Consider the following 19,533-nt stretch of genomic DNA (forward strand, 5'->3'; position numbering starts at 1 on the left):
CACCTAACTAAGCACCCTATATGGCATCTACATTCTCTTTTGATATTGTCAGTGATTTCGACAGGCAGGAACTAGTTAATGCTCTCGATCAAACCAATCGCGAGATTATCAGTCGTTACGATCTCAAAGATACTCAGACAACCGTCGAACTAGCTGAAGATAAGATTACCATCAACACTTCCAGTGAAATGACACTCACTGCCGTTCATGATATGCTTCAAAGTAAAGCAATCAAACGCAATCTATCACTAAAAATCTTCGACTACGGCACGATCGAATCAGCCAGTGGCAATCGAGTCCGTCAAGAAGTCACCCTCAAAAAAGGTCTTAGTCAAGAGATTGCCAAGCAAATTTCCAAGTTAATTCGGGACGAGTTTAAAAAAGTTCAGCCCTCAATTCAAGGCGATGTCGTCCGCGTTACCGCCAAGGATAAAGATGAACTCCAGGGCGTAATGCAGCGCATGAAACAGGAAGATTTACCAGTGGCTTTGCAATTTACTAACTATCGCTAAAGCCCTCGCCACCATCCAGCAGATAGGTGTCTATCGAGTTATAACTAGTGGCTGGTGAAGATTGTAGCTAAATCAGTCTCTAAATTGAGCACTAACTGAAGAGCTAGGAGTCTCGATCGCTATAATGGTTGTAAAGATCGGGCATCATCCTATTGCCGCTAGATTTACAATATAGTTATGGAGAAAACTAGATAAGCTGTTTTACATCTAAATCTTTTGACTGAATCCCTTACAGCAAAGGTTCTACAGGACAAAAAGAGTGTTTTAAATGTTTGACAGCTTACTACTCGCGATCGCCTATTGTTGAAGCAAGGATTGGCATTAAGGTGCAATGCTCGCCAGAGGTGGAAGTTGCTCACCTGCTGAAGATGGCGACTGAGATCGAATCCGAGTATGAAATTCGAGAGCAATTAGTCAATCTCCAAAATAGTATTACTGTTGAGGGCACTAGCAATACTGTTTTAAGTAGCAGCTTTAGTAATAATCCAGTTGGATATGACTTGGTGAGCATTGATAAACAGAATGCGATCCAAGTTCGCTTAGATGGCTTTACCTTTAGTCACTTTATTCCCTATCCAGGTTGGGATAGATTTAAAGAGGTAGGTCTTAGTGGTGTAGAAAAGTCCTGGAAAGCTTGTGGTGTCTAGAGAACAATAATTAATAGAAAAGGGGCTTACGCCGTGGTTCAATTGTTTTAGCGAAAGACAAATCCACGTAAAATAATGGCTACACCCCAACTCTATCGTCAACTATTTGAACAACTTGGTCAATGGATTATCCCTAAAGATTTGCGTCACCTGAAAAACTGTGCAGAAATAGTGGCAGCAAACTAGATATGTTCGCGAGGTAATATTTGGTCATCGGGGACGTTACAGCACTTTCCTTGTTCATGAAGTACACTCAACCTTTATTCAGTCAGCCTTTCAATAATGTTTATGTAGGGCTTGCTGAATTAGTCCCTGATGCTGTTCTAAAGCCTAAACTCCTTGCTAAAAAATGGTTTTGTTGCAAATATTCTCACTCGATCGCCAGATTCAAGCGATCGAGTGCAAGGGTTCTGAACCTTTCAACGTCAAAACCTTGCACTTAATTTCTGAAAAAAGGCTCAAAACCCTTGCAGTGATTGGCTTGCTGAGATCTTCAGCAAGCCCTACCTACTCCAGCATCGCGACGATGAAGCCTTACATTTTCTAATTGACAAGCTAAAGGCGAATAGCTCATCTTCACGAATCTATAGTCCAGAAGATAACATTTCCCAAGCACTCACAGAACACTTACAATCTACACAGTGATAAGAGCTTGATGTTTGAGATAGAGTTTTACGGTCGCTCGATCTCGCCTCGCGATACCTTCGCCTGGAAACGTGGTGAAACCACGGCTACTGCGGGTCAATTGATTGCGTTTAATGGCATCACTGTGGAAGCTTTATGTAAACGGGACTTAGAGTTAGTGGGTTAAGATTCGATTGAGGTAAGGGCAATTCATGAATTGCTTCTACCTCAATATCGATCGAGTCTACCTATCGCTCAATTAATTGCTTGAACATTTCATTGTCTTGCAGTGATGCGAAATCTAGATCGGTTCGGGCATGTTGTTTGAATTCTTCTGGTTGAATTTCGATCGATCTTTGGAGCGCAGAAACAGCTAGTTCGGGATTATTATGCAAAGCATGGCAATAAGCTAAGTCATACCAGAAAATAGGATTCTCAGGTTCGATTTCTACTAATCTTTGATAAATAGCGATTGCCACTTCATAATCCTTTAGCTCATAAAGTAAAATTCCCTTAGCGCGTAAAATTATAGAATTGTCTGGAAATAAGGATAGAATTTGGTCGAACACCTCTTCTGCTTGTTCGTATTCCTGAGCTTTTTGAAAGGACATTCCCAAGTAATAGTAAGTATCGATCGATTTAAAGTTTAATGCGATCGATTCTTCGAGATGGGCAATTGCTTCTGAGTATTTTTCCAACCCAAATAAAAGCTTGCCAATACTAATTCGAGCGTATGTATTGTGCTGATTGAGCTTGAGTACCTTCTGATAGCAAACAACTGCGCGATCCAACAGATCGAGATGCCATAGAAATGATGCTTTATCACTCCAATCTTGTTCCTCAGTAGCTTCTATCTGAATAGCTCGGTCGAACATTTGATAAGCAAGTATTTTTTCATCTATGTTGAGCCAAGACAAGCCTAAATAATAATAAGCACTGATATCTTGATTATTTAATTCGACTGCTCGATCGAGATAAGAAATTGATTGATGATATTCTTCACGAACAAAATATATCTTGCCAATACTCATTTGAGCATACTCATTATCTGGAGCGATTTCCAAAACTTTTCGGAAACACTCGATCGCCAGATCTTCTAGATTGAGGCACCATAGACAATATGCTTTCTGTGACCAAGCTTCTTCGCTATCGGGATCGATCTCAATCGATCGATTAAATATAGCAATCGCCGCTTGATACTGCTTCTTCTTAATTAAAATTTGACCTTTTTGATTTTGATTCCAAGTATTTTTGGGTGAACTTAGACCCCAACCAATCATCATTAGGATTGACAAGGAGATCGCTTTATTGATTGGTTGTCGAAATAAGGAGGAGCCATCATTAACTAAAAACTCAGGAACTCTCAGGATTTGACTTGTAAAAAATCTAATAGCTCTAAATATCAGAATGTTGAACCAAGGTGCATACCAAAATAGACCAATGATAATTAAAGTACTGTATTTTCTATCTAATATACTTACCCTGGGTCTGAATATATGTAGGTAGCCAAAATTCGATGATTCCATACCCATCTAGTCCAGGAATTGGTAACAGATTAAAAATAGCTGCAAAAACTTGGAGATAAACAACAAATGCTAAACTACTTAATAAAAATGACGATCTATCGATCAAATCGGGAATAGCTGAAATACTTTCTGCGTAAATCCAAAATGGGATCGATAGCAATAGGGCTAACTCTATCTGCCACAAATTCTAAGCAAGCTCTGATATCTTCCGCTGTCAATTCTGGAAAATCATCAATGATTTCTGCCTGAGACATTCCCGCAGCCAACCAACCCAAGACATCATACACACTGATCCGCATCCTTCTGATACAAGGTTTTCCGCCGCGCTTACCTGACTCGATCGTAATAATCTTTTGATAGATCATAGGACAACAGAGAATCTTGCATATTTAGAGTGTAGCCTAGTTCTAGTGGCGTAAATGCCGAGAAATCACCCAAACGCAAAAACCCCCCTTACACTAGTGTGAGGGGGGTTTTAAATTTTAAACTCTTATATCAAACAGATATTAACCGTTGATGGAAGGAGCAGTCAAAGCAACTGGAGTAGCTTCACCAGCAGCTAAGTCGAGTGGGAAGTTGTGTGCATTTCTTTCGTGCATTACTTCCATACCCAAGTTAGCACGGTTGATGATGTCAGCCCAGGTGTTGATGCCGTGACCTTGTGCATCAACAACTGATTGGTTGAAGTTGAAACCGTTGAGGTTGAACGCCATGGTCGATACACCCAAAGATGTGAACCAGATGCCAACTACTGGCCATGCACCTAACAAGAAGTGAAGTGAACGGCTGTTGTTGAATGAAGCGTATTGGAAGATCAGACGACCGAAGTAGCCGTGAGCTGCAACGATGTTGTATGTTTCTTCTTCTTGACCGAATTTGTAACCGTAGTTCAAGGACTCAACTTCAGTTGTTTCACGAACCAAAGAGGAAGTTACCAATGAACCGTGCATTGCGGAGAACAGTGCACCACCGAAAACACCAGCTACTCCCAACATGTGGAAAGGGTGCATCAGGATGTTGTGTTCTGCTTGGAACACGATCATGAAGTTGAATGTACCGGAGATACCCAAAGGCATACCGTCTGAGAATGAACCTTGACCGATGGGGTAGATCAAGAATACTGCGGTTGCTGCTGCGACAGGTGCGGAGTAAGCAACACAGATCCAAGGACGCATACCTAAACGGTAGGAGAGTTCCCACTCACGACCCATGTAACAGAAGATTCCGATCAAGAAGTGGAATACTACTAGTTGGTAAGGACCGCCGTTGTACAACCACTCATCTAAGGATGCTGCTTCCCAGATTGGGTAGAAGTGAAGACCGATGGCATTAGATGAAGGGATAACTGCACCAGAGATGATGTTGTTTCCGAACATTAAGGAACCTGCGACTGGTTCGCGGATGCCGTCGATGTCTACAGGAGGAGCAGCGATGAAGGCGATGATGAAGCAGATGGTGGCTGATAGTAGGGTGGGAACCATCAGTACTCCGAACCAACCGACGTAGATGCGGTTTTCGGTGGATGTTGTCCAGCTACAAAAGCGTTCCCAGATGTTTGCGCTCTGGGTGCGTTGTAAGGTTGTGGTCATTGGTTTATGATTGCTGGTTGTTCTCGGTAGAACGGAATATTTATGTATATGACTTCAGATTAACGCGATTGTAAACGTTTGTAAAGTTTTCTCAGTTTTGGAAATCTGATGAGACTTATCAGGTTATTTGATGATTACTAGTACTGAGCGGCACAAATTGGTGTCGAGCCGAGAGCGCAGTAACAGAGTGATTACAGCAGACATTGATTTTAGGGGGGATGTTTAAATTCAACTCAAGCTGTTCGCTCGTGCAGATTGGCAATCGAGGTAATCTGTCGATGAGATCGGTAAATGTTAATTGAAAACTGGAGTGGCTCTGCCCCAAACGACGACTCTTTGGTAGCTTCAGCTTGAGTGCTAATTGCCCTGGTGTCGGAGTCGGGCGATGGCGGTGCATTCTGAGGTGACAACCGCTGCACAAACACACCAGATTAGACTTGTCGTTATGACTGGGATTGCCATCGATATGATGTACTTGGGCACAGAGTCTGCGCCGTAAGGATAGATCGAGATGTCGATAGCTATTACTCCCCGACAAACACCTTAAACCGCAACGACTGCACCGATAACCCGCTGTTTGCTTAATCTCCGTGGCAATTTCCGTCCAATCATCTGCATAACCTACTGGTTGAGACATCTAACCCTCTGGCTCCACTGGCTTAAACACGCTCACACCCAACTTCAGCCCTGGATTATTCTGCCACTTATCGCCGACATGGGTATAAATCGCCGTCGTCCTGAGATCCGCATGACCCAACAACTCTTGCACCTGCCTTAAACCCACCCCATTCTGTACCGCTAGCGTCCCCGCCGTATGCCGCAAACTATGCGCCGAGATCTTTCGTCCTGGCTGATGTTTCAAATCCGCTGCATTCAAGTAGTGGTCTACCAGATACCGCATCCCCCGTCGCGATAATCGCGCTCCTGAGCATTGATGCCCGAAACTAATAAACAACGGGTCGGTTAACGTACTATTAAACCCTGCCGCCCGTCTGAGCGTCAAATAGATATCCAATAACTTCGCCAACTCAGGCGTTAAGGGAATTGTCCGCACTCGGCGTTTACCGTCTAACTTCAACCCGACATCCTTTCCCAACCGTTTGATATCTTCTAGATTGCACCGATATAACTCCACCGTCCGCGTCCCCTCGATCGTCATCAAACCGAGCAGCAACCTGTCTCTGACCAACTTCAACTCATTGCGGTGGTCGATCCCTTGTAGCAGCCGATTAGCCTCATCCTGCTCCAAATAAGTAATCGTTTCGGCTGGGTGGGTGGAAGTCCGGGGTGGTTTAATCCCTAGAGCGGGATTGTAGATAAGTAGACCATACTCGATCGCCGCATCGTAAAAGCGTCTTACTGCCGCTAATTTCAAGGCGATCGTATTCCGCCCATACCCATGCCCAATGATGTAGTGACGATAAAGCTTAATCGTCTCGCGATTCGCTGCCGCCGGATCGACGGAGTTGGTTTGGCACCAGTGGAGATAAGCTTTAACCTGACTCCAATAGGCGACAATCGTTTCCGCACTAGCCGCACCATCGGCGATATCAAAAGTCAAAAAGTGGGTAAACACCCGAATCAGATTATCCGCATCGAGGACGGGAGGACTGTTTTGAGCCGTACTGTTGGCGGCTAGAGTAGGTGTTGGCTCATCCATAGAGATCGCCCCAACGATTTAAGTATTGACATCGTGTATACAAGAATCTAAAATAGGAAGATGTCAAGCCATCTCACCAAACCACGATTACTCGCAGACACAGACAATCTTAGCTCGTTTGCCAGCACCGATCGAGAAATGAACGATTGGCTGCAAAAACACGCCTGGAATAACCAGGGTAGTGGTGCCTCCAAGACCTATATCATCGCCACCACCGAAGGTCAGATCGCTGGCTACTATAGTATTGCCGCTGGTGCGGTCGCCCGTCAAAGTGCGATCCGGTCGTTGCGACACAATGCTCCAGACCCGATTCCTGTCGGCGTAATTGGCAGATTGGCAGTAGATAGAGAATGGAGCGGTCGGGGCATAGGAGCGGGGCTGTTAAAAGATGCCGTCTTGCGGATTGCTTCGGCGGCGCAAATCATTGGAATTCGGGCGATTATCGTCCACAGCTTGCCCGACGCTCTAAATTTTTATACTCGATTTGGGTTTGTCGAGTCCAAACTCGAACCGTTGCTATTGATGTACCCGCTTGAAAAAATTTCAGCACTGTTAAATTAATAAAAATTATGACTACTAATAAAACCAAACAACCAGAGCGGCGCAGCGGCACGATTAACCTGCGAGTGGGAGATGCCCAAAAAGAGGCGATCGATCGGGCAGCGGCGATTCAGGGTAAGAGTCGGACGGAATTTATCCTCGATGCTGCTTATGGTGAGGCGACGAGCTTCCTACTAGATCGCAAATTCTTTTTAGTTGACGATGCCACATTTGAGGCATTTGAACGACAACTGGAAGCGGAACCAGATCCCCAGCAATTGACAGCATTGAAAGCGTTGTTAGAACGTCCTGCGCCTTGGGATTAGACCAGGGGTTTTGTTGAGATCCGATCGAGACTTACTTAATGCTATTGACGATCGGATTAAGTGAGTCTCGATCTTTTGGGAGTTTTAAGGCTCAAACTGTTGCTCTAAGCTAATTAGACTTGTGGAGAGAGTCCGATCTTGAAGGAGATCGCCTACTATGAGTGAGATTGGGAGAGAATTTAGAGGCTGTAATGTCCGCTCCAAAAAGGTTTTACTCTCTACAGTAGTCTAATCTTGAATGCGATCGCATTAGAGGATGGCAAAAGTTTGCTGCCAGTAACAACAATTAGCGGCAGCAAAAAGTGCCTCGCTCTGGAAATTAGCCAACTTTATGTAATCGAGCAGGTAAAGAGCGATCGCCTGTTGCGATTAACGTCTGGAAACTTTAGCGAATCAGGGCTTGCTAACTTCCAGAGCGAGGCTGCGCGATCTTCACGGTGAGAGCTAGTTCGAGCAAGCATCATCAATCTCTCTTTCCCAGTCAGGAAGAGCGGTTAAATTGTCTCCGCACTGCGGAGACAATTTGTTGGTCGGGGAAAGTTTCAGCGAACTGGAAACGTTACCTCAGCTTACGTTAAATAGTGGAGCAAGCTGTTCGATTACTGTTGGCAACCAGCGTACTTGTAACCGAGTTCTTTCTTGCTCGTCAGTCACACTAATAAGTCGTCCGTATTGCTGGCCCAGTTTTGTCAACTGCCAGATTTTTTTACCATCGCGACTATGAAAATTGAGCTGTTCGAGAGCTTGATTGATTTGTTGTGCCGAAGGGGAATAGGTAATATCGGTAACTTGTTGTGCTAACATTTTGCCGATTTGGGTAGCGGTTAGCATGTCTACAGTAGGCAATAATTCTGTTTCTACCAACTCTTGGGGTCGCTTGGGCTGAGTGATTAGCCATTCAACTGGTTCGATCGCATCTTCATAGACATTCGCGTGGACTGGATCGAATTTAGCGTACTGGCGTAGTCGCCAGATCGCAATGTGGGGTGAATCTACTCCTACCGATTGTAAGATCGAGGTGGCGCGTTCGATTGCCTGAACGCTAGCTGTCGATTGGTCGAATTCAAATTCTGCTATATTCATGTTAGTCATCCAATGTTTCGGCATTGGGAGATTAGCGACCGCACATTGCTAGTAACAATGTGCGGTCGCGTTTACATTAACTACCACAATAATATCAGGTTTTTGCACTTTTGTATATTTAAGTTTTTAGATGTTTGGACTTTTGCGTACTCAGTCACTCGCTGGTTGAATATTCGCTCGATTCGGCAAATTCCTGTGGCTCCTGCCCCATCAGTAATGCCATTTTTACGTCTCGATCGGTCTGATGTATTTTCGAGTTTTTAACTATTTAGACTTTTGCGTACTCAACCACTTACTTAGTAAATCCTCGATTAATTCAGAAAATTCCTGTGGCTCTTGCCCCATCAGCAATGCGACTTTTACGTCTCGATAGGTCTGGCTCTGAATGTAAGCTGTTACCTGCGTGTATTTTGGATCGCTCCGTTTGCCAGAAGGTCTACCCATTTTCTTGGCGATCGGTGTTTGAACAGCCTCTGACGAGCTAGCTGCTACATTATCTACGGCAAGCTTTCCCTCGCTCTGAGTTGGAGTAGCTGCTACTACTTCAATTGAAGCTGTGGTGGCATCTCTACCATCGTGTTCGGATGTTACAGGCTCCTCTTCCTGTCGATTTTCAAAGACAGCTTTAAATTTGCTCGGTTTACTCAAGATCTAATCTCCTTGCCTACAGCTTGATAATCAGCCCAACCATCTGCCGCTCTGGGATCTTTGACCTCATAAACGGGAATGCCCATTAATGCAGCTTTTTGGAAAGCGGCTAGGCGACGAATCCCCGTCTGAAATACTGGCAATCCCATTCCGAGCATCTCCTCTCTAGCTGCTTCGCCATCTCGCGATGGTTTTGGCGGCACGATCGTCAATAAGATCTTATATTGTTCGGCTTTGAATTTACGCAAAGCATCTACAGTCTGCATCAGCGCATCTAGAGCTAGGGCATCTGGAGTAGAGGGAATCACCAATAGATCGCACCCTTCTACTAAAGCGGCTAAATCTTCAGGTTCGGGACGGGCTTGAGTATCGATCACAATATGGTCGTAATCGCGAGCGAGTTTAGCTGCTTGTCGTTCGTCGGCAACTTGATAAGGTAACTGTCCCCGCTTACTCCAACCTGTTGCCGAGCGATTGGGGTCGCCATCAATTAATAGAGTCGAACCTTTGGTATGAAAGTAACAAGCGAGGTGGACTGCGGTACTAGTTTTGCCCACCCCGCCCTTATAGCCAGCTACAGTAATAATCATCTTTAAACTTTTGAGTACGTGAAAATGCAAAAATATGAAAGCTTGAAAGTTTATATTTTTGACATTTTGAAAATTACATTAAGTATAACTCGGCTCTTAACAACAGTTAAAATAAGCGACAAACCCAAGGATATTGTGTTGTTATGATATTAGATATATTCCGTGTGTCCCGACCAGATATGACTACTATAGCCAATTCCAAGCCGCATATAGAAAATAGCACCAGATCGCCTTTTCCCAAATTTGCGGTTGAGGTGCCAAATCGGCGTAATTGGGATGCGATTGCGGATTTAGAAAAAGAGCGCGATGAGTTAATGATCCCAATGCTTGGCTACGGTGTAACTAGTGGGGTGATTGTTGCAGCATTGTTAGGGACGGGTTTTTCTGCATTAGGACTACCTTTTATTGCTCCAGCTTACAATCTTTTCATGCAAATCCTAGAAATTTTGCAGGTTCGGGATATCACTAGGGCTTTAGTAGAAAAGTTTGAGGATAAAGGAATTGAGGTGTTTCCCCGAACGAGTCTTGAAGGTGCTGGGACGATCGACCTCTACATCAGATTTCCTACGCGCAAATATTTGATGGTTGCCTTACAAGGCATTGGCAATAATAACGTCCATTACAGCCCGATCAAGAAGATACTCTATCTCAAAAATAAGAATGGAAAAACCAGAGACCTCAAGCGAGACAAACTAGATGTCCTGATTCATCAGCAGGTTACACTTCGTAAGAAACATCGAGACTTGATGGGAGGCAACTCTCGTGATACCAAACATCCCATTGCTAGAATTATCTGTTTATGCGGAAAAGGTCAAATTCAACCAGACTTTCCAAAATCCCTTCAGCGAAAAATAGGCGACATGAAAGTGAGTACTATCGACATTCCTGGGGTAATATATATAGTAATGGATAAGAATATCGTTGAGTTCGTGGAAGCTTGGATTTCACAGCACTGATAGAGATATCTATACAAACCAAGTTTGGCGGATTAGTTGTCCGTAAATTCTGAGTTTGATTGTCGCTTAATGCGACCTAACTAAGAATAAACAAGGGTACCAATCCGCCAAATTGTTCTAGCTACAGACCTGCCAGACAAGGTTAAAAAGAAAAGTTAATCTTATTGTACCCGAATTTTTGGTGCAAGGAAACAGTACAACGGCGGAGCTTCCTGTACCATACTGACAGGTCTGTAGTCTCAAGGAGACTATGGCACAACAAAAACATCTAAATAACAAACAACTTCTAAATTTCTCAGCCGCTCGTTTCGACAGCTCGATATCGTGGCTCTCCAGCTCAAAGCTTTGCTCAGACAGTACTGGCATCGCAAAATGTGCGTGTAAGTCTGTCTTAAAAAACTTACTGGTTATTTGTGATTTAGGGGGTGTGAGGTAATGAAAAACCTACTTCACGCCTCTAAAACTGCTCCTTGCCCGATCTGCCAAAATACTGACTGGTGTTACAATTTAAGTGGCTCATTGTGGGTCTGCAAGCGGTCTGATTTCGCCCCTGATGGCTGGCGCAAGACTAGCAAGCAAGATAGTGCGGGACATTTCCTCTTCGCGCTCGAAGGCGACGATCCCGACTGGCAAGAGAAAAAAGCCCAATGGGATGCCAATAGACTCGAACGGGAAGAGAATCAACGCCTAGCCAATCTGGAAAAGCGTCAGGGCAGTCTAACAGCCACCCAACGCGATCCACTCATTCGCGCTCTTTCCAAAGAACTTGGACTCTACACACTGCATCGAAAAATGTTGCTCGATCGCGGTTTGACTCAATCTCAAATCGATGAGGGTCTGTTCTTTTCGATTGAGAAATGGCAGAAAGTTAGCGACGACTATCCTCTGAATTTGCCTGGGGTATATGTTTCCAAATTTGGCGATCGACAATTAAACGGTCGAGGAATCGCGATCGTTACCTTTGATGATGCTGGTTTGGCTACTGGCTGGCAAATATTGTCAGTGCCTCGGATTGAGGGTGCTTCTAAATATCCTTGGGCTAAAGGTGTAAAATCAAGCCATCTGCCGCTAGGGGATGCGATCGGTGAGCTGCCAATTCAAGTTGTCGGTAGTCCTAGCAAGAAACAAATTGCTTACTTGTGTGAAGGTACGCTCAAGCCTAAACTTGCTGGTTACAAACACGATGCATACTTTGTCGGAGCTAGTAGTGGGAATTTTAGTAGCTCCCCAGTCCAAGTTAAAGCGGCACTGGAGGTCATTAAAACTGTTGTCATTACATTAGACGGCGGGGACGTGACTAACCCAGCTCGGATGTTGCACTGGCAACGACAGTATGAATTTTTTGTGTCGCTGGGATTCAAGGTCAAATTCCTTTGGTGGAGTCAGTTTAATAAGGGAAAGAATGATATCGATGAGATTTCTACCAAGAAGTTCAGAAATGCAAGGTTAATTGACTTAGATTATTTTCTCAAACTTCCCGATCGGGCTGCTCAGGCTGCTCTCGATCGCCAAATCTTTCTTCGTTTATCTAAATTGTCTTTACCCGTTACCCACGAACGTTCTGAAGAGTATCTATCCGAACTACCATTGCCTCAGCCAGGAAAGTTAAGTTTTGTCACCAGTCCATGCAGTACTGGTAAAACAGAACAGCTTGTCGGACTGATCGCTAGATGGGAGAAAAAATGTCCAGAGGGCAAGTTTTTCTTCTTCGGATACCGGAATGGATTATTAGATCAGACTCGCAATCGTCTGAACATTCCTAGTTACCGAGTAGGCTACGGACAAGATGATGCGGCAATCAATAGTTACAAAAAATTAGCGATCTGTCTCGATAGTCTCCTCAAGTTACGTCTAGAGAGTATTACAACGAATTCGCTCGTCTTTTTTGATGAGTTTGAGGCGATTTTAAAGCACGGCACTCAAAGCAGTACGCTAGGAAGCAAAAGAGCGGCAGTTCAAGCTCATCTGGTTGCGATTATCGATCGAGTATTATCAACAGGCGGCGCAGTGGTTGGTTTAGAGGATAATCTGACCGATCTATCGATTAATGGAATCCTAGATTTGCTCGATCGCAAATATCCTTTTGAAATTCTTCGTAACACGATGGAGAAATTTCACTGGGATGTCAAAATGGGTGGTGGTAATCCTACTCACTACATGGGCTTAATTATCGATCGGCTCAAACGTGGTCAGAACATTATTGTTCCTAGTACTAACCAAAAGTTTATTCAAACTCTAGAGCGGATGATTATCAATCAAATGCCAGAGCTGAAGAATTCGGTCGTTCGTTTGGACGCTAAAACTGCCCCCGATCTGCACGATCTATTAGCCGACCCTGACGGCTGGTTGGCACAACAGAAACACCCAGTCCGCATCCTATTTTTATCTCCTACCGTTGAGAGTGGTTTCAGTATCAAGCTGAAAGCCTATAAGCACTGGTTCGATCGATCGATGGGTTATTTCACCAATCTCGATCTTCGGACTCATATTCAAATGTTGTCTCGCGATCGGAGCGACATTCCCCGCGACATTTTTGTCTTAGCTAAGGGCGTGGAAGCTGGTAGTACTAGAGGTCGCGATCCAGTGGCATTGTTACGGATGCGTTCGGCAATCGCTAATGAAACTAGCTTGCTGCATGGAGCTGGTCGCATTCCGATGAGTCGTCAGGGTAATGTTTGGAATTGTTTAGATGCTGAGTTTTCAGTTCGATCGCATTTATCCTCCAAATACATGGCTGAGTACTTAGAATTGGAGCTAATTGCGCGAGGACACAATGTTACTCAAGTCGATTGGGAAGAAGTTAGATCGCAGGAACAGGTCGATCATAATATCGAGGATGCAGTATCAAGCAAGGAATTAGGAGTAATTTACCAGGAGACTAAAGAGACTATTTTGGTTGAGGACAACCATACTATGTATATCTCTGATACTGAAGAACTATCTGTCGTTCAAGCGCAAGCCATATTACACAGCAGTAACTCACGATTTGAGGAACGGCAACGAGCACGAAAACGTGTGCTCCAAGAGCGACTCCCCTCCATACCTGAAGAAAAATTTACTGAGGATTTTTTGATGGCAATCTGGAGCCGTAAGAATGCTACATACTTACGGCAATGTGAAATGAGCTGGGCGTTGAAATATCCAGATTTAGCCGAAAATATCGAGTTAGCCATCTTAGCCAAGCAAGCTCAACAGCCGCACATTATCTACAGCCAAGTTCCGATCCAATCTCAAAGAATTAAATTGCTGTTACCAATAATGTCATATATCAACGATTTAACAACTGGTCGGGAGTATATGACTGGTGACGAAGCTGTTGTGGCAATTCAACAATACGCGCTCAAACACTACAAGAAGTTCTTTAATCTGTTTGGATTGATTATCAAAGAGGAATCAGCTCTAGGTAAAGGCTATGGTGCTGGCTCGACTCAAAATAGCGCGATCGCCACTGTGAATAAGATTATCAAGCTACTGGGCTACCAAGCCAAATCAGTGCGGCGAGTAGGCAAGGCAGGGGCGCAGGAGCGCGTATATGCGGTCGTTAACGGCAATTGTCCTCATCGACAAACAATCTATCAGTCCCTCGACCAAAAGCACCGAGAGTACCTATCTGGCGAACTAGGCCTAGAGGATATAGTCTTGGTCTTTAATATTGTCCCTAATATAAAGAGCGCGGCTATGCAATCGGCTGAGTCGTTTGAGCCGAAACCTTTACCCCAAGCGGAATTGGTTAATATTCAGTCCGGCACTGATACGTTGGCTGATATCGTTACTTATCCTCTAGATATGGCACTTGAGGCACTAGATGACATTCGATCGGTCTGGACGGCAGAATTCTTACACTTGGCTAGCAAAAATCTGACTTTTGCTCAGAGAATTATCCTTAAAAAGTTAGTTATTCAAATGAATTTAACTCAAATTGCTAGTTAATTAACAACCAAGCACCCGTTTATATCTATTTATTTTGAGTTTACCTAAGTAGGCGTGATTTGCCATGCAATTTTTTATTTTAATTGTTGGTGTTTGAGTAGCAAGTGTGCAGAAAGTGCCCCAACTAGTTACCCAACTAGTCGCCAATCCCCAACTAGTTGCCCCAGCGTTAACGTTCGATCGGCCGCCGCTTTTTCTTCACTGGGGATGATTTGTTGACATTTTGGGGGACAGCCACCGATGTAGATGCAGTTACTCCCACAATTTCGTCGATTTTTGGAAGAGTAACAACGAAATCTTTGGGCAGTCCCGATATTTTAGACAAAAGATCCATATCTTTAAATTCTAGATTTGGAAAACCAACAGGTTCCCACCCCTGGGGTGTTTTCGACATCACAAACATCTGCTTAGATGGACGCATCCTATATACAGCAAGGGTTTCCCCCGCTATTTGGATATCGACTCGCCCCGTTTTAAGTCGTGACTTACCATTGAGAGCTGCGATCGCCATTTTTGCCGCGTGATTTAACTGTTCAAGCGTCTCAGGGGATATTTTTATCGGATGTTGATTGCTTTTGAGGTTCGCAGCGGTAATTAAGGGGAGATCGGCGGGACTAGTCCCCAACTTTTCATCGACAATCGCCCAACTCGCCCCAACCGTATAAGATCCTTTATGGATTTCACCGTCTTTCAAGTATGATATCCCTCTCACCGCTCCATCCTTTCTCAATGTAAACCTCACATCGATATCATCCTCGGATAATCGATCGAGCCAAGTTTTTAAATCGCAACTAGTTTCGAGAGATTTTACCACCGCAACCGATAAACTAGTTGTGGGGTAAATAGTTTGAGCTTTATCACGTTTAACTTTCCACGAGCTTTTAACTTGTTCAAGTCCAAAATCGATCTCGATTTTTCTTAATATTTCTTGAATGCGATAACATTCAAAACTATCACTGACTCGCTCCCCATAAAAATCGATAGTATTTACCACAATATGTAAATGGTCGTGGTCATGGGCGTGGTCATGACCTGGATCGTCGCGGTGATGATTAATTGCCACATATTGACAATTTTGATATCCCATTTCCTGCATCACTCGATCAACTATCGAAGATTTATCGACATTATTGACATCATCCCCAGTTGCAAAAGCTAGCGAGATATGGCGAACATTATTTTGTGTCGATGGTCTAAGATCTGCCACAGCCTGAAATTCGCGAGCTAAATCTGCCGAATTAGTACCCGTCATGAATGAGGGTAGAATCTCAGGACATTTATTTTCGCGGAGTAGATATTCGAGTATTTGTCTGAAGTTATCGGGAGTAGAAATTTTAGCAATCATGACAAAGTTTTTTTAATTCTTGGTGGATGTCGATTAATTGCTGGCGATAGTTGCCAACTGATTGCCTAGCCAGACTAGCGCGGTTAAGTGCCCTGGCGATCTGGTTTAGGTTGTTACCCTGGATTCTTAATTCTTTGAAGAGTAAAGCCTTGGACGGATCGGGAGTTGGGATAGTAATGGTTTCCAACTCCCGATCAAGAGCTAAGAGCTGGATATATCCCGCTACTGTTACCCCAGCTTGAGCAGCGCGAGTATGAATTATAAGCAATTCGTCGTCAGTGAATCGCAACGTAACCTTATTAATTTTGGCAGGACGACGAGTACTCATGTGTTTAATTTAATTTCAAAGATAAAACGAATCACTACATTTGTGAAATACGAAAAAGCCGCTAAAAATTACAATCAGGTAATGCTAATGTTTGAAAACTGAATATTTAGCTAAAGATTAAAATCTAGGGTTTTGGGGTTTGGGGTTTCCCCAACCTGCTTTGTGTTTGATTTCGCAGAAATCAAAAGCCGTCAGGCGATACACACTGCTAGCTCCTCCGAATTCAGGGGGTACGCCGCACACCGTCAACGCCCCCGTCACCAGGGATTTAAACTATAGCAAGAAAGATGGGGAATTGCCAATAGAATCGTCGAATTAGGCGCAATTCAAGGCGAAGTAAGGGTTGATTAAGGATTTAATACCAAGGGAATCCCTTGATATTCTCTAGGTATTATCAAGGGATTCCCTTGAATAATTTTAGGTATTCCTTTGGATCGAAAACTAGGCTGTTTTATGATTTTTGCCACTTTAAAGCCTCGATCGTCGATCGAAAGATAAAGACTTGGTGATTCCCTGATATTTACCTAGCATTTCTCCTGATATTCCCTTGATATGTTCAAGGGATCTTCTGGGTACACTAAGTTCAAGGGAATACCTGAATATTCCCTTGAATTGAATCTAAATTTAAAAATCAAAATAGATACGAGAAAGAGGAAGATGACAAAGAAAAATAATCTCTATATCAATATCAAGGATGATGATAGTGAGTTGGAAATCATAGTTGATTTTTTGCGAGACGGGGAAATTAGCTCTCGATCGATTGCAGCTCTTAAAGCGTTTTATCTTTCTTTAGCGATCGCCAAATCCCCCAATAGTACATCAGAAGAAATCCGCAGAGCCGAACATTATTGCTTGAGTCAATTGAAGCAACAGATGTGTTACATAATAGATAAGCATTATCGGGATGACGAGATCAAAATGAATGCTGACGAATTCAGCACTGTAACTATCAATCAATCTGCGCCAAGTAATCTCGGTTTATTGCCGTTAGTACAACCATCTAGCATCGTTGGTGTAGCTTCTCATTCTGAGAACGGAGCAGTATCTGCTTCTATAGCAGTACCGTCACAATCTTCGGTGATTGCCGATTTACAAGAGATTCCGATCGTTAAAAAGGCTAAGGAAGAAGATGAGGACGACGAAGACGAGGATGATGATGAAGACGATGAATCACAAATGTCGGATGAAGAATATCTAGCGTCAAAACAACATCTGTTGACATTGGAGAAAATTAAGTAAAGAGCATTAACTTTGGTTGACTGGGCTTGAAAAAAAGAGAGGCTTTAACTTAATTAAGTTAAAGCCTCTCTTTTGCGAGGATGAGAATGACTTCTCTACAAAGTCAACACTCGTTCCAGATATTGTGCTTTGCAAGATATCGCTGTAATGGTTGCCGCTAGCTATTTTCAGGCGTTTTTCTTGTTAAGTAATTACTTAACAAGGAAAACGCCTGAATAACAGTCACATCAACGTTTTTAGCGATTTATTCACTTTGGACAAAGAAGTTTTGGTAAAATCAAAGGAATTTATTCATACCATCATAAAAATGGGTTAAAAAATGATTACTGGACTATATATGGGCTGGACAGATCCGATCGGCAAAAGATGGTTCCCCATCAAAAAGATGACGTGGGGAAATGGCAAATACTATACCGTCTACCTCAAAGGAATGTTATCGGCGATCGCAGCTAATCCATCTAAGGGTACTGCCGTCAAGGTTGGATTAATTAAGCTCGATCGAGTAGAGACTACTAAAGATATTGAAGTATCGTTCAAAGTGCGGATGCCCGTCAACCGACCTTTTCATGACACCGAAAGATTAGACAGACTAGGATTATCTACTGACTTGGCCCAATTCGACCCATTTGAGTATATCGCCAGAAGCGGCGGTAAGACTGGAGGCGATACCTCTGATATATTTGCCGAAACTACTCCAGATCGCAATGGCCTCTATCATTATTACTTTGGAATTGGAGCCATTGAAGGTCATGATATCAGTGAGTATATTCGTCAATTAAAAGTTGGCAATATGCTAAATATTCGGGAAGGGCGTGTTTACCACGATGGATATTTACTGGGAGAAACACCTGGATATATCAAATATCTATCAGAGCGTCATAACGCATCTTTTAATCTCAGCATTGCCAAAATTAATCACGATATATACCAATTTGGCAAAATACTCTGCCATGCTACTATTAACAGCAAAAATCATACTCCTTTTGCCGACGATGATTATCAGCCGTTAATCGAGAATTCCGAGTACAGCAGCCATGCCGTTGAGTAAGCATAGGTTTGCATCTCTGGCTTTGCGTGTGAAGGTGCCATCGATCGCAAGTAATTAATTGGCAGTGCTGCAACATTTGAGCGGTCATACAGATCTTAATGCGATCGGGCGTTATGATGATAGTCGTTAGAGTTTGCAGAAGAAAGTATCGAATTTGTTGTCAGATTTGGTTTTTTGACTTCAATAATGCCGCGAAACATTCTCATCCCACAAGTAAAAGCATATTCCCCTACCTGAGTTGGCGTAAATTCAACAGTTGTTGTTTGTCCGACGGGTAGACGGGTACTAATCCCAAAGTCGGGAATTAACACTTCATCCAGACAAGAATTACTATCCAAACGATGAAATGACAACCGCACGGGTTCACCACTATTGACAATAACTCGATCGGGACGATAGCCACCATCAACCGTTACTAATACCGATTGCACCCCATTACTTTGAGTCGCTTGTTGTTTCTGCTGTTTGCGTCCCAGAAACCACCACAGTTCGGCACCAACTAGCGTCAGTCCACCAAGGATTACACCGACTTTGACGGGTAAAGGTTGCTCGATCTGACGAAACGAACGATTTGTGGGCGAGTGTTGCATTTGAGATTTACTCATCTCCATCGGAAAGATCGAGAGCATTGCCCCAATCGAAATTACTACAAGTTTCATAGTTTTAGCCCCTTTAATCTCAGAGCATTGAGGACAACTGAAATCGAACTAAATGCCATTGCTGCTCCGGCGATCGCTGGATTGAGCAACCAGCCAGTAATTGGGAACAGAATTCCCGCCGCGATCGGGATGCCCAGGACATTATAAACCTGAGTTCGATGAGGCTAGCCTCATCATCAAATCAATTACCTGACTGTGTTTGAGCCAATCACTACCAATCCTCAAAAACTAAGTGTTTCATAAATTATTATCAATAAGCTCTGCTTGTTGATAATTAGCGGTC

The 19,533-nt window shown here is 43.5% G+C and carries 22 protein-coding genes; 11 read left to right on the forward strand and 11 right to left on the reverse strand.

Annotation, left to right across the window (positions count from 1 at the left end; all coding sequences use genetic code 11):
* The first annotated feature begins 20 nt into the window (after positions 1-20).
* The 5 genes from ACEW9I_RS09395 to ACEW9I_RS09415 all read left to right on the forward strand — a co-directional run bounded on the left by ACEW9I_RS09395 (position 21) and on the right by ACEW9I_RS09415 (position 1,970).
* Entirely contained in the window at positions 21-512 is a 492-nt protein-coding gene (locus ACEW9I_RS09395; RefSeq protein ID WP_373540088.1) for a YajQ family cyclic di-GMP-binding protein, read from the forward strand.
* 272 nt (positions 513-784) lie between these two features.
* Entirely contained in the window at positions 785-1,159 is a 375-nt protein-coding gene (locus ACEW9I_RS09400; protein WP_373540089.1) for a TIGR04255 family protein, read from the forward strand.
* Between the two features lie 349 nt (positions 1,160-1,508).
* Positions 1,509-1,706 carry a hypothetical protein gene (locus ACEW9I_RS09405; RefSeq protein ID WP_373540090.1) on the forward strand — a complete coding sequence of 66 codons (198 nt, stop codon included), beginning with the start codon at positions 1,509-1,511 and terminating at the stop codon, positions 1,704-1,706.
* Positions 1,706-1,804, forward strand: a complete 99-nt coding sequence (locus ACEW9I_RS09410) for a hypothetical protein (RefSeq protein WP_373540108.1) — start codon at positions 1,706-1,708, stop codon at positions 1,802-1,804. The genes ACEW9I_RS09405 and ACEW9I_RS09410 overlap by 1 nt, the downstream gene beginning before the upstream one ends.
* A 10-nt stretch (positions 1,805-1,814) precedes the next feature.
* Complete coding sequence (locus ACEW9I_RS09415) at positions 1,815-1,970, forward strand: hypothetical protein (protein WP_373540109.1); 156 nt, start codon at positions 1,815-1,817, stop codon at positions 1,968-1,970.
* A 61-nt stretch (positions 1,971-2,031) separates the two neighbouring features.
* Here the strand turns inward: ACEW9I_RS09415 and ACEW9I_RS09420 are convergent, their stop codons facing one another.
* The 5 genes from ACEW9I_RS09420 to ACEW9I_RS09440 form a co-directional block, all read right to left on the reverse strand.
* The gene (locus tag ACEW9I_RS09420) at positions 2,032-3,066 is read right to left on the reverse strand and encodes a tetratricopeptide repeat protein (protein ID WP_373540091.1); all 1,035 of its coding nucleotides are present in this window, start codon (positions 3,064-3,066) and stop codon (positions 2,032-2,034) included.
* Positions 3,067-3,404: 338 nt separating this feature from the next.
* A complete protein-coding gene (locus tag ACEW9I_RS09425) occupies positions 3,405-3,674 on the reverse strand; it encodes a DUF433 domain-containing protein (protein ID WP_373540092.1) in 270 nt (89 codons plus the stop codon).
* A gap of 141 nt (positions 3,675-3,815) precedes the next feature.
* Positions 3,816-4,898 carry a photosystem II q(b) protein gene (gene psbA / locus ACEW9I_RS09430; protein ID WP_373540093.1) on the reverse strand — a complete coding sequence of 361 codons (1,083 nt, stop codon included), beginning with the start codon at positions 4,896-4,898 and terminating at the stop codon, positions 3,816-3,818.
* Positions 4,899-5,016: 118 nt separating this feature from the next.
* Positions 5,017-5,535: a restriction endonuclease gene (locus tag ACEW9I_RS09435; protein WP_373540094.1), complete on the reverse strand. Its 519-nt coding sequence runs from the start codon at positions 5,533-5,535 to the stop codon at positions 5,017-5,019.
* Complete coding sequence (locus ACEW9I_RS09440; protein WP_373540095.1) at positions 5,536-6,558, reverse strand: tyrosine-type recombinase/integrase; 1,023 nt, start codon at positions 6,556-6,558, stop codon at positions 5,536-5,538.
* Between the two features lie 60 nt (positions 6,559-6,618).
* Here ACEW9I_RS09440 and ACEW9I_RS09445 point away from each other — a divergent pair, with 60 nt between their 5' ends.
* Together ACEW9I_RS09445 and ACEW9I_RS09450 are read left to right on the forward strand one after the other, a co-directional pair.
* Positions 6,619-7,119 (forward strand): GNAT family N-acetyltransferase, encoded by a 501-nt coding sequence (locus tag ACEW9I_RS09445; RefSeq protein WP_373540096.1) that lies wholly within the window; start codon positions 6,619-6,621, stop codon positions 7,117-7,119.
* A gap of 8 nt (positions 7,120-7,127) precedes the next feature.
* The gene (locus ACEW9I_RS09450; protein WP_373540097.1) at positions 7,128-7,424 is read left to right on the forward strand and encodes a DUF1778 domain-containing protein; all 297 of its coding nucleotides are present in this window, start codon (positions 7,128-7,130) and stop codon (positions 7,422-7,424) included.
* 564 nt (positions 7,425-7,988) lie between these two features.
* Here ACEW9I_RS09450 and ACEW9I_RS09455 read toward each other — a convergent pair.
* From ACEW9I_RS09455 to ACEW9I_RS09465, 3 genes are all read right to left on the reverse strand, one after another.
* Positions 7,989-8,507, reverse strand: coding sequence for a hypothetical protein (locus tag ACEW9I_RS09455; RefSeq protein WP_373540098.1), 519 nt, complete (start codon positions 8,505-8,507; stop codon positions 7,989-7,991).
* A 264-nt stretch (positions 8,508-8,771) separates the two neighbouring features.
* Positions 8,772-9,155 (reverse strand): hypothetical protein, encoded by a 384-nt coding sequence (locus ACEW9I_RS09460; protein WP_373540099.1) that lies wholly within the window; start codon positions 9,153-9,155, stop codon positions 8,772-8,774.
* Positions 9,152-9,745, reverse strand: coding sequence for a ParA family protein (locus tag ACEW9I_RS09465; protein ID WP_373540100.1), 594 nt, complete (start codon positions 9,743-9,745; stop codon positions 9,152-9,154). Before ACEW9I_RS09465 ends, ACEW9I_RS09460 begins: the two co-directional genes overlap by 4 nt.
* Positions 9,746-9,924: 179 nt before the next feature.
* Here ACEW9I_RS09465 and ACEW9I_RS09470 point away from each other — a divergent pair, with 179 nt between their 5' ends.
* Both ACEW9I_RS09470 and ACEW9I_RS09475 read left to right on the forward strand, forming a co-directional pair.
* Positions 9,925-10,701, forward strand: a complete 777-nt coding sequence (locus ACEW9I_RS09470; RefSeq protein WP_373540101.1) for a hypothetical protein — start codon at positions 9,925-9,927, stop codon at positions 10,699-10,701.
* 435 nt (positions 10,702-11,136) lie between these two features.
* Positions 11,137-14,631: a hypothetical protein gene (locus ACEW9I_RS09475; RefSeq protein ID WP_373540102.1), complete on the forward strand. Its 3,495-nt coding sequence runs from the start codon at positions 11,137-11,139 to the stop codon at positions 14,629-14,631.
* 169 nt (positions 14,632-14,800) lie between these two features.
* Here ACEW9I_RS09475 and ACEW9I_RS09480 read toward each other — a convergent pair whose 3' ends face one another.
* Entirely contained in the window at positions 14,801-15,976 is a 1,176-nt protein-coding gene (locus ACEW9I_RS09480) for a relaxase/mobilization nuclease domain-containing protein (RefSeq protein WP_373540103.1), read from the reverse strand.
* Positions 15,966-16,304 carry a plasmid mobilization relaxosome protein MobC gene (mobC, locus tag ACEW9I_RS09485; protein WP_373540104.1) on the reverse strand — a complete coding sequence of 113 codons (339 nt, stop codon included), beginning with the start codon at positions 16,302-16,304 and terminating at the stop codon, positions 15,966-15,968. Before mobC ends, ACEW9I_RS09480 begins: the two co-directional genes overlap by 11 nt.
* A gap of 657 nt (positions 16,305-16,961) precedes the next feature.
* On the opposite strand from mobC, the gene ACEW9I_RS09490 reads away from it, so the two are divergent.
* Together ACEW9I_RS09490 and ACEW9I_RS09495 are read left to right on the forward strand one after the other, a co-directional pair.
* Complete coding sequence (locus ACEW9I_RS09490; protein WP_373540105.1) at positions 16,962-17,543, forward strand: hypothetical protein; 582 nt, start codon at positions 16,962-16,964, stop codon at positions 17,541-17,543.
* 319 nt (positions 17,544-17,862) lie between these two features.
* A complete protein-coding gene (locus ACEW9I_RS09495; protein ID WP_373540106.1) occupies positions 17,863-18,591 on the forward strand; it encodes a hypothetical protein in 729 nt (242 codons plus the stop codon).
* A 95-nt stretch (positions 18,592-18,686) separates the two neighbouring features.
* Here ACEW9I_RS09495 and ACEW9I_RS09500 read toward each other — a convergent pair whose 3' ends face one another.
* The gene (locus ACEW9I_RS09500; RefSeq protein ID WP_373540107.1) at positions 18,687-19,250 is read right to left on the reverse strand and encodes a cupredoxin domain-containing protein; all 564 of its coding nucleotides are present in this window, start codon (positions 19,248-19,250) and stop codon (positions 18,687-18,689) included.
* Positions 19,251-19,533 lie beyond the last annotated feature (283 nt).

This window comes from Chamaesiphon sp. (assembly GCF_041738855.1).
Taxonomy (GTDB): Bacteria; Cyanobacteriota; Cyanobacteriia; order Cyanobacteriales; family Chamaesiphonaceae; genus Chamaesiphon.

What these genes read in the sequence shown, in the direction of transcription:
- ACEW9I_RS09395 (WP_373540088.1), top strand. Translation starts at nt 21, where the DNA reads ATGGCATCTACATTCTCTTTTGATATTGTCAGTGATTTCGACAGGCAG.
- ACEW9I_RS09405 (WP_373540090.1), top strand. Translation starts at nt 1,509, where the DNA reads ATGGTTTTGTTGCAAATATTCTCACTCGATCGCCAGATTCAAGCGATC.
- ACEW9I_RS09415 (WP_373540109.1), top strand. Translation starts at nt 1,815, where the DNA reads ATGTTTGAGATAGAGTTTTACGGTCGCTCGATCTCGCCTCGCGATACC.
- ACEW9I_RS09420 (WP_373540091.1), bottom strand. Translation starts at nt 3,066, where the DNA reads ATGATGATTGGTTGGGGTCTAAGTTCACCCAAAAATACTTGGAATCAA.
- ACEW9I_RS09425 (WP_373540092.1), bottom strand. Translation starts at nt 3,674, where the DNA reads ATGATCTATCAAAAGATTATTACGATCGAGTCAGGTAAGCGCGGCGGA.
- psbA (WP_373540093.1), bottom strand. Translation starts at nt 4,898, where the DNA reads ATGACCACAACCTTACAACGCACCCAGAGCGCAAACATCTGGGAACGC.
- ACEW9I_RS09435 (WP_373540094.1), bottom strand. Translation starts at nt 5,535, where the DNA reads ATGTCTCAACCAGTAGGTTATGCAGATGATTGGACGGAAATTGCCACG.
- ACEW9I_RS09440 (WP_373540095.1), bottom strand. Translation starts at nt 6,558, where the DNA reads ATGGATGAGCCAACACCTACTCTAGCCGCCAACAGTACGGCTCAAAAC.
- ACEW9I_RS09445 (WP_373540096.1), top strand. Translation starts at nt 6,619, where the DNA reads ATGTCAAGCCATCTCACCAAACCACGATTACTCGCAGACACAGACAAT.
- ACEW9I_RS09450 (WP_373540097.1), top strand. Translation starts at nt 7,128, where the DNA reads ATGACTACTAATAAAACCAAACAACCAGAGCGGCGCAGCGGCACGATT.
- ACEW9I_RS09455 (WP_373540098.1), bottom strand. Translation starts at nt 8,507, where the DNA reads ATGAATATAGCAGAATTTGAATTCGACCAATCGACAGCTAGCGTTCAG.
- ACEW9I_RS09465 (WP_373540100.1), bottom strand. Translation starts at nt 9,745, where the DNA reads ATGATTATTACTGTAGCTGGCTATAAGGGCGGGGTGGGCAAAACTAGT.
- ACEW9I_RS09470 (WP_373540101.1), top strand. Translation starts at nt 9,925, where the DNA reads ATGACTACTATAGCCAATTCCAAGCCGCATATAGAAAATAGCACCAGA.
- ACEW9I_RS09475 (WP_373540102.1), top strand. Translation starts at nt 11,137, where the DNA reads ATGAAAAACCTACTTCACGCCTCTAAAACTGCTCCTTGCCCGATCTGC.
- ACEW9I_RS09480 (WP_373540103.1), bottom strand. Translation starts at nt 15,976, where the DNA reads ATGATTGCTAAAATTTCTACTCCCGATAACTTCAGACAAATACTCGAA.
- mobC (WP_373540104.1), bottom strand. Translation starts at nt 16,304, where the DNA reads ATGAGTACTCGTCGTCCTGCCAAAATTAATAAGGTTACGTTGCGATTC.
- ACEW9I_RS09490 (WP_373540105.1), top strand. Translation starts at nt 16,962, where the DNA reads ATGACAAAGAAAAATAATCTCTATATCAATATCAAGGATGATGATAGT.
- ACEW9I_RS09495 (WP_373540106.1), top strand. Translation starts at nt 17,863, where the DNA reads ATGATTACTGGACTATATATGGGCTGGACAGATCCGATCGGCAAAAGA.
- ACEW9I_RS09500 (WP_373540107.1), bottom strand. Translation starts at nt 19,250, where the DNA reads ATGAAACTTGTAGTAATTTCGATTGGGGCAATGCTCTCGATCTTTCCG.